This window comes from Winogradskyella sp. ABM4_392 (assembly GCF_056160445.1).
This window is the reverse complement of the sequence record NZ_JBSWXE010000005.1, coordinates 91,948-105,204: the sequence shown is the minus strand read 5'-3', so window position 1 is coordinate 105,204 and position 13,257 is coordinate 91,948. Positions and strand designations below refer to the sequence as shown.

16 protein-coding genes are annotated in these 13,257 nt (G+C 34.7%); 4 read left to right on the top strand and 12 right to left on the bottom strand.

Annotated features, from left to right (window positions below):
• Window positions 1-5: 5 nt before the first annotated feature.
• The 11 genes from rpsC to rpsL form a co-directional block, all read right to left on the bottom strand.
• Window positions 6-719, bottom strand: a complete 714-nt coding sequence (gene rpsC, locus ACXAFS_RS12045) for a 30S ribosomal protein S3 (protein WP_076620335.1) — start codon at window positions 717-719, stop codon at window positions 6-8.
• 9 nt (window positions 720-728) lie between these two features.
• Window positions 729-1,136 (bottom strand): 50S ribosomal protein L22, encoded by a 408-nt coding sequence (gene rplV / locus ACXAFS_RS12040; protein WP_138434826.1) that lies wholly within the window; start codon window positions 1,134-1,136, stop codon window positions 729-731.
• A gap of 5 nt (window positions 1,137-1,141) precedes the next feature.
• Window positions 1,142-1,420, bottom strand: a complete 279-nt coding sequence (gene rpsS / locus ACXAFS_RS12035) for a 30S ribosomal protein S19 (RefSeq protein WP_008269180.1) — start codon at window positions 1,418-1,420, stop codon at window positions 1,142-1,144.
• A 10-nt stretch (window positions 1,421-1,430) separates the two neighbouring features.
• Entirely contained in the window at window positions 1,431-2,258 is an 828-nt protein-coding gene (gene rplB, locus ACXAFS_RS12030; RefSeq protein WP_461598196.1) for a 50S ribosomal protein L2, read from the bottom strand.
• A gap of 10 nt (window positions 2,259-2,268) precedes the next feature.
• On the bottom strand, window positions 2,269-2,559 hold the full coding sequence (rplW, locus tag ACXAFS_RS12025) for a 50S ribosomal protein L23 (protein ID WP_224530957.1): 291 nt from the start codon (window positions 2,557-2,559) through the stop codon (window positions 2,269-2,271).
• Window positions 2,560-2,566: 7 nt separating this feature from the next.
• Window positions 2,567-3,196, bottom strand: coding sequence for a 50S ribosomal protein L4 (gene rplD, locus ACXAFS_RS12020; RefSeq protein WP_138434829.1), 630 nt, complete (start codon window positions 3,194-3,196; stop codon window positions 2,567-2,569).
• Window positions 3,196-3,813 carry a 50S ribosomal protein L3 gene (gene rplC, locus ACXAFS_RS12015; protein ID WP_475307219.1) on the bottom strand — a complete coding sequence of 206 codons (618 nt, stop codon included), beginning with the start codon at window positions 3,811-3,813 and terminating at the stop codon, window positions 3,196-3,198. The genes rplD and rplC overlap by 1 nt, the downstream gene beginning before the upstream one ends.
• A 143-nt stretch (window positions 3,814-3,956) precedes the next feature.
• Window positions 3,957-4,262 (bottom strand): 30S ribosomal protein S10, encoded by a 306-nt coding sequence (gene rpsJ, locus ACXAFS_RS12010; protein WP_007650482.1) that lies wholly within the window; start codon window positions 4,260-4,262, stop codon window positions 3,957-3,959.
• Between the two features lie 12 nt (window positions 4,263-4,274).
• Entirely contained in the window at window positions 4,275-6,401 is a 2,127-nt protein-coding gene (fusA, locus tag ACXAFS_RS12005) for an elongation factor G (protein WP_475307217.1), read from the bottom strand.
• Window positions 6,402-6,407: 6 nt separating this feature from the next.
• Window positions 6,408-6,884 (bottom strand): 30S ribosomal protein S7, encoded by a 477-nt coding sequence (gene rpsG, locus ACXAFS_RS12000; RefSeq protein WP_138434832.1) that lies wholly within the window; start codon window positions 6,882-6,884, stop codon window positions 6,408-6,410.
• A gap of 24 nt (window positions 6,885-6,908) precedes the next feature.
• The gene (gene rpsL, locus ACXAFS_RS11995; RefSeq protein ID WP_008269190.1) at window positions 6,909-7,283 is read right to left on the bottom strand and encodes a 30S ribosomal protein S12; all 375 of its coding nucleotides are present in this window, start codon (window positions 7,281-7,283) and stop codon (window positions 6,909-6,911) included.
• 178 nt (window positions 7,284-7,461) lie between these two features.
• Here rpsL and ACXAFS_RS11990 point away from each other — a divergent pair, with 178 nt between their 5' ends.
• From ACXAFS_RS11990 to rlmB, 3 genes are all read left to right on the top strand, one after another.
• Window positions 7,462-9,147, top strand: coding sequence for a POTRA domain-containing protein (locus ACXAFS_RS11990; RefSeq protein WP_475307216.1), 1,686 nt, complete (start codon window positions 7,462-7,464; stop codon window positions 9,145-9,147).
• Between the two features lie 48 nt (window positions 9,148-9,195).
• A complete protein-coding gene (locus tag ACXAFS_RS11985) occupies window positions 9,196-10,827 on the top strand; it encodes an aryl-sulfate sulfotransferase (RefSeq protein WP_475307215.1) in 1,632 nt (543 codons plus the stop codon).
• A gap of 61 nt (window positions 10,828-10,888) precedes the next feature.
• Window positions 10,889-11,626, top strand: a complete 738-nt coding sequence (gene rlmB, locus ACXAFS_RS11980) for a 23S rRNA (guanosine(2251)-2'-O)-methyltransferase RlmB (protein WP_475307213.1) — start codon at window positions 10,889-10,891, stop codon at window positions 11,624-11,626.
• Here the strand turns inward: rlmB and ACXAFS_RS11975 are convergent.
• Entirely contained in the window at window positions 11,623-12,372 is a 750-nt protein-coding gene (locus ACXAFS_RS11975; RefSeq protein ID WP_475307212.1) for a rhomboid family intramembrane serine protease, read from the bottom strand. The genes rlmB and ACXAFS_RS11975 overlap by 4 nt on opposite strands.
• Window positions 12,373-12,621: 249 nt before the next feature.
• Between ACXAFS_RS11975 and ACXAFS_RS11970 the strand changes: the two genes are divergently transcribed.
• Window positions 12,622-13,221, top strand: coding sequence for a hypothetical protein (locus ACXAFS_RS11970; RefSeq protein ID WP_475307211.1), 600 nt, complete (start codon window positions 12,622-12,624; stop codon window positions 13,219-13,221).
• Window positions 13,222-13,257 lie beyond the last annotated feature (36 nt).

The window sequence follows — 13,257 nt, the reverse complement described above, 5'->3', positions numbered from 1 at the left end:
AAAAATTACTTTCTACGACGTTGGTTTTTGTTTCCTCCACGTCCACCTTTTCCTTTTTGCTTAGAAAGACCTACTAATGGAGAAAGTTCTCTTTTTCCATAAACTTCGCCTTTCATAATCCACACTTTCACACCTAATCTACCGTAAGTAGTATGTGCTTCAACAAGAGCGTAATCAATATCAGCTCTAAATGTAGATAAAGGAATACGTCCTTCTTTGTAGTGCTCAGAACGTGCCATTTCAGCACCATTTAAACGACCACTAATTTGAACCTTGATTCCTTCAGCATTCATACGCATAGCTGCAGCGATAGCCATTTTGATTGCTCTTCTGTAAGAAATACGACTTTCTATCTGACGAGCAATACTTGCTGCTACTAAATGTGCATCTAGTTCAGGTCTTTTAATTTCAAAGATGTTCAATTGAACTTCTTTACCAGTAATTTTCTTAAGCTCTTCTTTTAGCTTGTCTACCTCTTGACCACCTTTACCGATAATAATACCAGGTCTAGCAGTAGTGATAGTAACGGTTACAAGTTTAAGCGTACGCTCAATAATTACTCTACTTACACTAGCTTTAGATAAACGAGCATGGATATACTTACGGATTTTATCATCCTCTGCAAGTTTGTCTCCATAATCATTTCCGCCATACCAGTTAGATTCCCATCCTCTGATAATTCCTAAGCGATTTCCGATTGGATTTGTCTTTTGTCCCATATCTCTACCTTAGCTTTGTGTTTTATTTAATGAATCTACCACAACAGTAACGTGGTTAGATCTTTTTCTAATTCTGTGTGCTCTACCTTGAGGTGCTGGACGTAAACGCTTAAGCATTGTACCTCCATCTACTCTAATCTCTTTGATAAATAGATTAGCTTCCTCAACATCAGCATCTTCGTTTTTAGCTTGCCAGTTTGCAATTGCAGACATTACTAATTTTTCTAAACGACGAGACGCTTCCTTAGGGCTAAATCTAAGAATCTGAAGAGCTTTCTCTGCCTTTTCGCCTCTTACTAAATCTGCAACTAAACGCATTTTTCTTGGAGATGTAGGACAGTTATTTAGCTTAGCAAAAGCAACCTGCTTCTTCTCAGCCTTAATAGCTTCCGCCATTTGTTTTTTACGACTTCCCATGATTCTTATTTTTTACCTTTATTCTTAGCACCTGCATGACCTCTAAATGATCTTGTTGGTGAAAATTCTCCTAATTTATGACCTACCATATTCTCAGTTACATATACTGGAACAAATTGACGACCATTGTGAACTGCTATAGTCTGACCTACGAAATCTGGCGAAATCATAGACGCTCTTGACCAAGTCTTGATAACAGTCTTCTTGTTTGAAGCTACATTTTCTGCAACTTTCTTTTCTAACTTATAATGGATATAAGGTCCTTTTTTTAATGAACGTGCCATACTATCTTACTTATTTCTTTCTACGTTCTACAATATACTTATTACTCGCTTTCGTCTTAGAACGTGTTCTATAACCTTTAGCAGGAATACCATTCTTAGATCTTGGGTGACCACCTGAAGATTTACCTTCACCACCACCCATTGGATGATCAACTGGGTTCATTACTACTGGTCTTACTCTTGGACGTCTACCTAACCATCTGCTTCTACCTGCTTTACCAGATACTAATAACTGATGATCTGAGTTTGAAACAACTCCTATAGTAGCCATACAAGTAGCTAACACCATTCTAGTTTCACCAGATGGTAACTTAATAGTTGCGAACTTACCATCTCTTGCCATTAACTGAGCAAAAGCACCAGCACTACGCGCCATAACAGCACCTTGACCTGGTCGTAACTCTATACAAGAAATAATAGTACCTAATGGTATTTCACTTAATGGCATTGCGTTTCCAATTTCTGGAGCTACACCACTTTCACCAGACACAACATTTTGACCTACTTGTAAACCATTTTGAGCGATGATATATCTCTTCTCACCATCTTGATAGTTTAGCAATGCAATAAATGCTGTTCTGTTTGGATCATATTCTATTGACTTAACTTCAGCTGGAATTCCAGTTTTGTTACGTTTAAAATCAATAATACGATACTTCTTCTTATGACCTCCACCCATGTGGCGCATGGTCATTTTTCCTTGACTGTTTCTACCACCAGATCTTTTTTTCGGAGCTAATAAACTTTTCTCCGGCTTATCAGTAGTGATGGCGTCAAATCCATTTACTACTCTAAAACGCTGAGCTGATGTGATCGGTTTTAATTTTCTAACTGACATTTTTGTCTAATTACATGTTAGCGTATAAATCTATTGTTTCACCTTCCGCCAGTTGTACAATTGCTTTTTTAACAGCATTTGTTTTACCATGTTGAATACCCGTTTTTGTATAACGCGTTCTTCTATCTGGACGGACATTTATCGTACGAACTTTTTCTACAGAAACACCATAAGCAGCCTCAACCGCTTTTTTAATTTCTACCTTGTTCGCCTTTGTGTTCACTTCGAATGCATAAGCATTTAACAACTCACTTTGAGTGGTTGCTTTTTCTGTGATGATAGGTTTAATTAAGATACTCATCTGTGTTCTATTTACTTAAATTCGATTCAATTCCTTCTAACGCACCTTCTAAAAGAACTACTTTATTAGCATTCATTATTTTGTAAGTGCTTAATTCTGAGCTTGTTACAACTTCAGAGCCTTTCAAATTGCGCGACGACAAATATACATTATTATTTGAGTCACCCAACACAAACAAAGACTTTTTGTTGTCTATCTCTAAGGCCTTCAATACATTCACGAAATTTTTAGTCTTTGGAGCATCAAAATTAAAGTCTTCTAATACTACAATTGCTTTATCGTTTGCCTTAATGCTTAATGCTGATTTACGTGCTAATCGCTTTACGTTTTTGTTTAATTTAAAACCGTAATTTCTTGGTCTAGGACCGAACATACGACCACCACCTTTAAATACACCAGACTTAATAGAACCTGCACGTGCTGTACCTGTTCCTTTTTGTTTTTTAATCTTACGTGTACTACCAGTAATCTCACCTCTTTCTTTAGCCTTATGTGTACCCTGTCTTTGGTTAGCTAAGTATTGCTTAACATCTAAATAAACAGCGTGATTATTAGGCTCAATAGCGAATACGTCCTTAGAAAGCTCAGCTTTTCTACCCGTATCTTTTCCGTTTATATCTAAAACTGCTACCTTCATTACTTCTCAATAATTACATAAGAATTTTTGTGACCAGGAACACATCCTTTTACAACAAGTAAGTTCTTTTCTGGAACTACTTTATAAACTCTTAAATTTTGAACTTTTACTGTTTCGCCACCCATTCTTCCGGCCATTCTCATTCCTTTGAATACTCTCGCAGGATAAGAAGCTGCACCAATAGAACCAGGAGCTCTTAAACGGTTGTGTTGACCATGCGTTGCTTGACCTACACCACCAAAACCATGACGCTTTACAACACCTTGAAAACCTTTACCTTTTGAAGTTCCTGAAATATCCACGAACTCACCTTCAGTAAATTGTTCAACTGTGATAGCATCACCTAATTTGTACTCCTCGCCAAAACCTTTAAATTCTACGACTTTGCGTTTAACAGAAGTACCCGCTTTTTTAGCATGCCCTTGAGCAGCTTTTGTAGCGTTCTTTTCTGTCGCGTCATCGAAACCTAATTGAAGTGCGTTATAACCGTCTACTTCTTCAGTTCTGACTTGGGTAACGATACATGGACCTGCTTCGATTACTGTACATGGAATGTTTTTTCCATTTTCATCAAAGATGCTGGTCATACCGATTTTTTTTCCAATTAACCCAGACATATTTATTATTTATTATTTATTATTCTTTATTTAAAACTCAAGGCTGAAAAATACGTTTCAGCCTTGAATTGTATTTTTTCCGTTTTTCCCGCGACCGCATCGGTGGGACATTTTATAATTTCTGTTTTTACAGAAATGTGTAATTACACCTTAATCTCAACTTCAACTCCACTTGGTAATTCAAGTTTCATTAAAGCATCAATTGTTTTAGAAGATGAAGAGTAGATATCTAACAATCTCTTGTAAGAGCTTAATTGAAACTGCTCTCTTGACTTCTTATTAACGTGTGGTGAACGTAACACAGTGAAAATTTTCTTGTGTGTTGGTAATGGAATTGGACCAGTTACTACAGCACCTGTGCTTTTTACAGTTTTTACAATCTTATCAGCAGACTTGTCAACTAAATTATGATCGTAAGACTTTAATTTTATTCTAATTTTCTGACTCATTTTCTTTTAGTTTTAAGCTTCTACGCCTTTAGCTGCTTTGATTACTTCTTCTGATATATTTGATGGAGTCTCTGCGTAGTGAGAGAATTCCATTGTAGATGTTGCTCTACCTGAAGATAATGTTCTTAATGATGTTACATAACCGAACATTTCAGATAATGGTACATTTGCTTTAACAACTTTAGAACCTGCTCTATCGCTCATGTCATTAACCTGACCACGACGACGGTTTAAGTCACCAACAATGTCACCCATACTTTCTTCTGGTGTTAACACTTCTAACTTCATGATTGGCTCCATGATTACAGCTTTTGCAGCTTTTGCAGCAGCTTTAAATCCTAACTTAGCAGCTAATTCGAATGATAACTGATCAGAATCCACATCGTGGTATGAACCATCAGTTAAAGTAACTTTCATTGCATCTACTTCGTAACCTGCTAATGGACCATTAACCATTGCCATTTTGAATCCTTTCTCAACAGAAGGGATAAATTCCTTAGGAACGTTACCACCTTTAATTTCTGAAACGAATTCTAAACCTTGCTTACCTTCTTCAGCTGGCTCAATTGTAAATACAATATCAGCAAATTTACCACGTCCACCAGATTGTTTTTTATAAACTTCTCTGTGCTCTGCACGTTGCGTAATAGCTTCTTTGTACTCTACTTGAGGCTGACCTTGGTTAACCTCTACCTTAAACTCACGCTTAAGACGGTCTACAATAATATCTAAGTGAAGCTCACCCATACCAGAAATAATAGTCTGACCTGAAGCTTCGTCTGTCCTTACAGTAAAAGTTGGATCTTCTTCAGCTAATTTAGCTAAAGCCATACCTAACTTATCTACATCTGCTTTAGTTTTTGGCTCAACCGCAATACCAATTACTGGATCTGGGAAGTCCATAGATTCTAAAACGATTGGTGCTTTTTCATCAGAAAGTGTATCACCAGTTTTAATATCTTTAAAACCTACAGCTGCACCAATATCACCTGCTTCGATATACTCAATAGCATTTTGCTTATTAGAGTGCATTTGATAAATACGAGAGATACGTTCTTTTTTACCTGATCTGTTATTTAAAACATAAGAACCAGCATCTAAACGACCTGAATAAGCTCTAAAGAATGCTAAACGACCTACGAAAGGATCTGTTGCAATCTTAAATGCCAATGCAGAGAAAGGTTCTTTTACGTCTGGCTTACGTGCAATCTCATTATCTGTATCTGGATCAGTACCAACAATCGCCTCCTTATCTACAGGAGAAGGAAGGTAACGACATACAGCATCTAATAAGAATTGTACACCTTTATTTTTGAACGCAGAACCACAAATCATAGGAATGATAGACATATCCATTACAGCAGCTCTTAATGCAGCGTGCACTTCTTCTTCTGTAATAGAGTTTTCATCTTCCATGAATTTCTCAAGAAGGTTTTCATCGTAACTAGCAACCTCTTCTATTAACTGAGCTCTTAACTCAGCTGCTTCTGCTTTTAATTCTTCAGGAATATCAATAACATCAAAAGTTGACCCTTGTGTTTCATCATGCCAAACAATTGCACGGTTTTTAACTAAGTCTACAATACCTTTAAAATCAGCTTCGTCACCAATGTTCATTACGATTGGTACTGCATTAGAACCTAACATATCTTTTACCTGCTGACATACAGCCATAAAGTTAGATCCTTGGCGGTCCATTTTGTTTACGAAACCTATACGTGGCACTTTATAGTTATCTGCAAGTCTCCAGTTAGTCTCAGACTGAGGCTCAACACCATCAACCGCACTAAATAAGAAAACTAAACCATCTAATACACGTAAAGAACGGTTCACCTCAACTGTAAAATCAACGTGACCTGGAGTATCGATAATATTAAAATGATATCCTTTTGTATCTGGAGTTGGCTGACCATTCTCTAATGGAAAGTTCCATGTACAAGTAGTTGCAGCAGAAGTAATTGTAATACCTCTTTCTTGCTCTTGTTCCATCCAGTCCATTGTAGCCGCACCATCATGTACCTCACCAATTTTGTGAGAAACACCAGTGTAGTAAAGGATACGTTCTGTAGTAGTTGTTTTTCCAGCATCAATATGTGCTGCAATACCTATATTTCTTGTGAATTTTAAATCTCTTCCCATTTCTAATTAAAATCTAAAGTGTGAGAATGCTTTATTTGCCTCTGCCATCTTGTGAGTATCTACTCTTTTCTTAACGGCTGCACCTTCTTCTTTAGCTGCAGCTAAAATCTCTGCCGCTAAACGTTGTGCCATAGATTTTTCGTTTCTTTTACGCGCGTAGCCAATTAACCACTTCATCGCTGTAGAAACTTTACGATCTGGACGAATTTGCATTGGAATCTGGAATGTAGCACCACCAACACGACGACTACGCACTTCTACGTGAGGCATCACATTAGATAAAGCATCTTTCCATACTTCTAAAGCTGTTTTTTCTTCGTCGTTCTTTTTCTCCTCAACAATATCAATTGCATCGTAGAATACTTTAAAAGCTACAGACTTCTTACCATCCCACATCATGTTGTTAACAAAACGTGTCACCAACTGATCGTTAAATCTTGGATCTGGTAAAAGCGGTCTCTTTTTTGCTGCTCTTTTTCTCATGTCTTCTTCTTAAAGTTTTTTAAATTACTTTTTAGGGCGTTTTGCACCATACTTAGATCTACGTTGGGTACGACCAGCAACACCTGCTGTATCTAATGCACCACGAACGATGTGATATCTAACACCTGGTAAATCTTTTACCCTTCCACCTCTAACTAATACTATCGAGTGCTCTTGTAGGTTGTGACCCTCACCTCCGATGTATGCGTTAACCTCGTTTCCGTTTGTTAAACGAACCCTTGCCACCTTACGCATTGCTGAGTTAGGTTTTTTAGGTGTCGTTGTATAAACACGAGTACATACACCACGTCTTTGAGGACACGAATCTAAAGCAGCCGATTTACTCTTCTTAGTTATTTTGGCTCTTCCTTTTCGTACTAATTGTGAAATTGTTGGCATATATTACTATATAAATATTTGTTTAACCCTCACTTTTGAGGGCTGCAAAGGTAGAAATATATATTTATAATTCAAATAGTTGAGAATTTATTTTTAAAAGAATTATCATAATTCATTTTATACATATATATAATGGTCTATTTTTACGTTATCTTTTCAGTTATTTCATTTTAATTTAATGTCGAATATTCAACGTTGTATTTTACTTTTTATGCTGGCTTTGTCTCATCAGATTTTTAGCCAATCGTTACGTCTGAATATTGAAGGTGAAAATGAAATAAAAACGAAAACCATAGACTCTATTAACTATTCTAGAACCTTTGATAATTACAATAGTCTTGAAAATGAATTAAATAAATTGAAAGACAAACTTGCTAGATTAGGATACGTTGATACAACTATTGATAGTATCATCAGAAAAAACGACACACTTTTTAATGCTTTTTTATTCTTAGGTAAAAAAATTGAGCGAATTAAGATTAAATACGATGAAAACTTTAATAATGATCTTCTAAATTTTATTAACCATAAGCTTAACGAAGATTCTTTTGAAATTAATATAGCTGAATTAGAAAACTCTTTATACACGCTTAACTCTAAAATTGCCGAACAAGGCGATCCTTTCTCTACAATACAACTTGTTAACATCACCAAAGAGCGTCCTGATTTAATTTCGGCAGAACTCAAAATTGTCACCAATCAAAAAAGACGGATTGATAAGATTGTAGTTAAAGGTTACGAAAAGTTTTCAAAATCCTATATTAAACGATTTTTAAAACTAAAAAAAGGAAAAACCTTCAACTTAAATGAAATAAAAGAAAAGGTAGAACTAATAGAAGATTTACGCTTTGCAAATACAATAAGGGAGCCTGAAGTTTTATTTACAAAAGATTCAACTACTTTATATTTATACATAGAAAAAACACGCACCAATAACTTTGATGGATTCCTTGGGTTTGGCACCAATGAAAACACTAACAAAATTGAATTTGATGGTTATCTAGATTTAAGGTTAGTCAACAACCTTAATTATGGAGAAACTATAAACCTTTTTTACAAAAGTGACGAGATTGACCAACAGACTTTTAGGGTTGACACTGATTTACCTTATGTATTTGGGTCACCTATAGGCATACAAGCTGGTCTCAACATTTTTAGAAAGGACACTACTTTTTCTAATGCTAAGCAGTATGTGAAAGTTAATTATCAGATTAATTCTCAGCATCGTATTGCTGCTGGTATTTCATCAACTAAATCTACTAACTTATTAGATTCTGATACAACAATCTTAAATGATTATACAACCAATTACTATACTTTAGGTTACAATTTTACCAAGCCTCAATTTTACGACCCACTTTTTCCCATAAACTTTTGGTTGGATTTTTCTACTGGATTTGGAGATAGAGAAAATAATTTTGGAAACCAGAACCAGACCGTTTTTAATGTAGACACTTATAAAATATTTAACCTTAATCCAAAAAACAGTATTTACACAAGGTTTAACGGAGCTGTTTTAACTTCTGATGATTATCTTGACAACGAACTTTTTAGATTTGGAGGCATCAACTCCATTAGAGGTTTTGAAGAAAACAGCCTTGTAGCAAATCTTTATGGAGTCATTAATACTGAATATCGATACAGACTAAGTAACGGAATATATATACATTCCGTTTTAGATGCTGCATATTTCGAAAATCAGATTACCGATACCAAAGAAAAACTATTTGGATTTGGATTTGGTTTGGGGCTTCTTACAAATGCAGGACTATTTAGACTAAATTATTCTAGTGGTAAATCTGAAAACAGACAATTTAGATTATCAGACTCAAAAGTTCATGTGAGTTTAACGGCCACTTTTTGATTAGTTAAAATAATCTGATACTTTTGAAAACGCTAGAAAAGAAATCTCATGATAAAAAAAATACTCTTTACATTTTTTATTGTTTCAAATTTTATGGTTGCACAAAATACTGTTGGCACTATAAATATTACTGAAGATGTTTATGATGGTTACACATTATTTACGGTTTTCAATGAAACGTATTTAATTAATAATTGCGGAGAGGTAATTAACCAATGGTCGAGTACCTTTCCTCCAGGGAATTCTGTTTATTTATTAGAAAATGGAAATTTATTAAGACCTGGCAGAACACCTTCAACAGATATAACTTTTGGCGGACAAGGTGGTGTTGTAGAAATTTATGATTGGGATGGTAATTTAATTTGGCAATACCTCTATGATACACCTACAATGAGACAGCATCATGATGTCTATCCTATGCCAAACGGAAACGTACTGATTTTGGCAGCTACTGTGATGAGTAACAGTGAAGCCATTCAGGCTGGAAGAAATCCTGCCTTACTTACAGAATCAGATTTATATAACGAACAAATCATAGAAGTTACACCTGTAGGTCTAAATAATGCTAATATCGTTTGGGAGTGGAACATAAAAGATCATCTCATTCAAGATTTTGATGCTACTAAAGATAATTTTGGTGATGTTGGATTGAATCCCAACAAACTCGACGTAAATTTCTTAAATGGTGGTTCGGGAGCTTCTAACTGGCTTCATATTAACTCCATTCAATACAATGAAGAAAGAGACCAAATTGTTTTAAGTTCTAGACATATGAGCGAATTGTGGATTATTGACCATTCTACAACAACCGCTGAAGCTGCATCTGGCACAGGAGGTATTTATGGTAAAGGTGGTGATTTACTTTATCGTTGGGGAAATCCAGAAGCATACAGACAAGGCACTTCTGTTGATCGCACTTCATTTGGACAGCATACGCCTCATTTTATACCATCTGGCCTACCTAATAGTGGAAAAATATTACTATTTAATAATGGTATTGATCGAACTCCATCCTATTCTCAAGTAGATATAATTTCACCACCTGAATCAAGTCTTGGAGTATACGATTACACACCTAACACATCTTACCTACCAAATAGCACAGACTACACTTATGATGAATTTGACCCAGGAGGTTCAGATTTTTATACACCTATTGTAAGTAACGCACAACAACTACCAAATGGAAATATTCTAATTTGCGAAGGTAACCAAGGTCACTTTTTTGAGATAAACAGTAGCGAAGAAAAAGTATGGGAATATATTAATCCTGTTAATAGCAATACTGGTGTTATTTCTTCTCAAGGAAATCCACCACCTAACGCAAACTTAACTTTTAGAGCTGAAAAATATACACCATCTTATGCCGCTTTTACAGGTAGAGATTTAACACCTGGAGATCCTATAGAATTAAACCCAGATTTGACATTATGTAATAATCTAAGCACTTCAGAATTTGAAAACAATTATTTCACCATCTATCCAAATCCTACATCTGATTTTGTTCAGATTGAATCGAAAAATGTAATTGACAAAATTGAAGTTTTCAATATTTTAGGAAGACGAATTTTCGTAACTACAGCATCTAAGGTTGATTTATCACTGCAACCAAGTGGTATTTATATATTAAAAATACATTCTGGGAACAAAAGTATGATTGAGAAAATCATTAAAAATTAAACAGTTCTAAAAAACAATTAACCATCCTAACTTAGGATGGTTTTTTTATACCTTTACACCAATGAAAAACGAAACAACCATATTCGGCATTAGAGCTATTATTGAAGCTATAAAGTCTAACGAAACTATAGACAAAGTATTTGTTCAAAAAGGTTTAAAAGGAGAACTCTTTCAGGAATTTGAAGCTTTACTTCGTTCTGAAGGAATTAACTCATCTTACGTACCTGTTGAAAAATTAAACCGACTTAGCAAAGGAGGAAATCATCAAGGTGCTGTTGCCAACATCTCTCCTATTGAGTTTCATGATATAGACGACTTAGTTATAAATGTTATAGAATCTGGTAAAACACCTCTATTTCTACTTTTAGATCAACTTAGTGATGTTAGAAATTTTGGTGCTATAGTAAGAACCGCAGAATGCACAGGTGTTTCAGGAATTATCATTCAGAAAAAAGGTGGTGCTCCTATTAATGGTGACACTATTAAAACCAGTGCAGGTGCTATTTTTAAAATTCCGATTTGCAAGGTAGACCATATTAAAGACGCTGTTTTCCACATGCAATCTTCTGGAATAAAAGTTATTGCTGCCACTGAAAAAGCCAATGATTTTATTTACGATGTTTCGTTTAAAGAACCTTGTGCTATTATTATGGGATCTGAAGGAAAAGGTATTAATCCTTCGGTTTTAAAAGTAGTGGACGAACATGCTAAACTTCCAATTTTGGGTGAGATTGAATCGCTTAACGTTTCTGTGGCTTGTGGTGCCTTTTTGTACGAAGCTGTGAGGCAACGTTCTTAAGGACTTTCATCTTTTGATTTTTTAAAGATATAATTGACTTTAGTTTCAGAATCATTGTCTGAATCAATTTCAGGTTCTTCTTCAGGTAAGTATTCGATGAAATTACCATTTTCATCAAAATGCTTCATAAAGGGATCGTCTTCTTCATTATAATCTGGTTGTTGCCAAACATAACGTTCAGGTTTTGCTACATTATTTTTAAAAACTAACGCAAACAATAAACCTGTAATTAAACCACCTAAATGCCCTTCCCAAGACATACCTTGTTTTATAGGAAATACATACCAAATCATACTTCCATACATAAAAATCACAACTAAAGATAAAGCAATCAACCTGTAGTGTTTCGCAAAAATACCTTTAAAAAAGATGAAACTAAACAGCACGTAGATAAGTCCACTTGCTCCTATATGATTTCCTGAACTCCCAATAAGCCAAGTTAAAAATCCTGAAAGCAAAACCCCAAAGCCTAGCACCTTCCATGCTATTTTGTTGTAGAAATAAAACAAAGCGAGCGATAAAATTAATAACGGAAATGAATTGTTATACAAATGATTTAAATCTCCATGCAAAAACGGACTTGTAAAAACACCCAATAAGCCTTCAACTTTTTGAGGTCTTATGCCATAGGACTTTATACCATAATCAACGGTTGTTTGATACCAAAATACCAACCACACAGCAAGCAACATCAAAACCGGATAGATGATGACACCATTTGAAAATTTGAATTGCTGCTTAGACATTTTTACTATTTTCTAATACCTTCTTCAAATTTAAAACCAAAAAAGCATTGTATGAAATATTGTCATAAGTGTTCATAAAAACACAGGCTTTATGACGGTTTGAATGTGTTTTCTAAGTACACAAGATAAATTCAAAAGGTTTTAATCTTTATAAAAAGTTATTGATTATTGATCAGAAAAAACCTAGCTTCGCTTATGGGACGATACGGTTAATAGCAACTGACCTTATCTTAAACGTTGGGTTTAATTATGAAAACTAGCATTATAAAATATTTGTTATTTCTGATTTTATCACTGATTTCTTGTAAACCAAAACAAAACTCAGTTTACAAAACTAATTTTCCTAGTTTTTTTGGAAATGAACTCGATTTTTTAGGAAGCTTTAAATCGTCTAGCAATACAGAAAATGAGCAAAACATATTTCATTACGATAGTTTGAATTTAAAAACAGTACGAAATGAAAATAGCTACGAATTTTGGATTGACAATCTATTGGTCTATTCTATGCCGACAAAAGTTGAGAATGAATGTCGAGTTATAGAAGTGTTTAAGAAAAACTTTATTCTAATATCCTCTGGTAGCTGTGGAATAGCAACACCCGATTTTGTAAATAGAAACAATGTTAAAGTAATTGATTTAAATTCACGTAAGATTTACAATTTTTCACTTAATGATTTACGCCTAACTAGGTCTATTGAAATGTCCAAAATCGGCTATCCTAATTCAAAAAAATACTTTGGCATTGTAAGTTTTGATTTAGATTTTAATAAAATAAAAATTTACAATCAGTATTCAGGAATACTCGAAATAAGCCTGAAAGAAATAACCAATTCCCAAAAAAGTATATAATTAATTACTCGGTTCAGGTCTACTTACAAAAATTGC

Coding starts and splice junctions, on each gene's coding strand:
- rpsC (WP_076620335.1), bottom strand. CDS start 719: ATGGGACAAAAGACAAATCCAATCGGAAATCGCTTAGGAATTATCAGA.
- rplV (WP_138434826.1), bottom strand. CDS start 1,136: ATGGGAAGTCGTAAAAAACAAATGGCGGAAGCTATTAAGGCTGAGAAG.
- rpsS (WP_008269180.1), bottom strand. CDS start 1,420: ATGGCACGTTCATTAAAAAAAGGACCTTATATCCATTATAAGTTAGAA.
- rplB (WP_461598196.1), bottom strand. CDS start 2,258: ATGTCAGTTAGAAAATTAAAACCGATCACATCAGCTCAGCGTTTTAGA.
- rplW (WP_224530957.1), bottom strand. CDS start 2,559: ATGAGTATCTTAATTAAACCTATCATCACAGAAAAAGCAACCACTCAA.
- rplD (WP_138434829.1), bottom strand. CDS start 3,196: ATGAAGGTAGCAGTTTTAGATATAAACGGAAAAGATACGGGTAGAAAA.
- rplC (WP_475307219.1), bottom strand. CDS start 3,813: ATGTCTGGGTTAATTGGAAAAAAAATCGGTATGACCAGCATCTTTGAT.
- rpsJ (WP_007650482.1), bottom strand. CDS start 4,262: ATGAGTCAGAAAATTAGAATAAAATTAAAGTCTTACGATCATAATTTA.
- fusA (WP_475307217.1), bottom strand. CDS start 6,401: ATGGGAAGAGATTTAAAATTCACAAGAAATATAGGTATTGCAGCACAT.
- rpsG (WP_138434832.1), bottom strand. CDS start 6,884: ATGAGAAAAAGAGCAGCAAAAAAGAGACCGCTTTTACCAGATCCAAGA.
- rpsL (WP_008269190.1), bottom strand. CDS start 7,283: ATGCCAACAATTTCACAATTAGTACGAAAAGGAAGAGCCAAAATAACT.
- ACXAFS_RS11990 (WP_475307216.1), top strand. CDS start 7,462: ATGTCGAATATTCAACGTTGTATTTTACTTTTTATGCTGGCTTTGTCT.
- ACXAFS_RS11985 (WP_475307215.1), top strand. CDS start 9,196: ATGATAAAAAAAATACTCTTTACATTTTTTATTGTTTCAAATTTTATG.
- rlmB (WP_475307213.1), top strand. CDS start 10,889: ATGAAAAACGAAACAACCATATTCGGCATTAGAGCTATTATTGAAGCT.
- ACXAFS_RS11975 (WP_475307212.1), bottom strand. CDS start 12,372: ATGTCTAAGCAGCAATTCAAATTTTCAAATGGTGTCATCATCTATCCG.
- ACXAFS_RS11970 (WP_475307211.1), top strand. CDS start 12,622: ATGAAAACTAGCATTATAAAATATTTGTTATTTCTGATTTTATCACTG.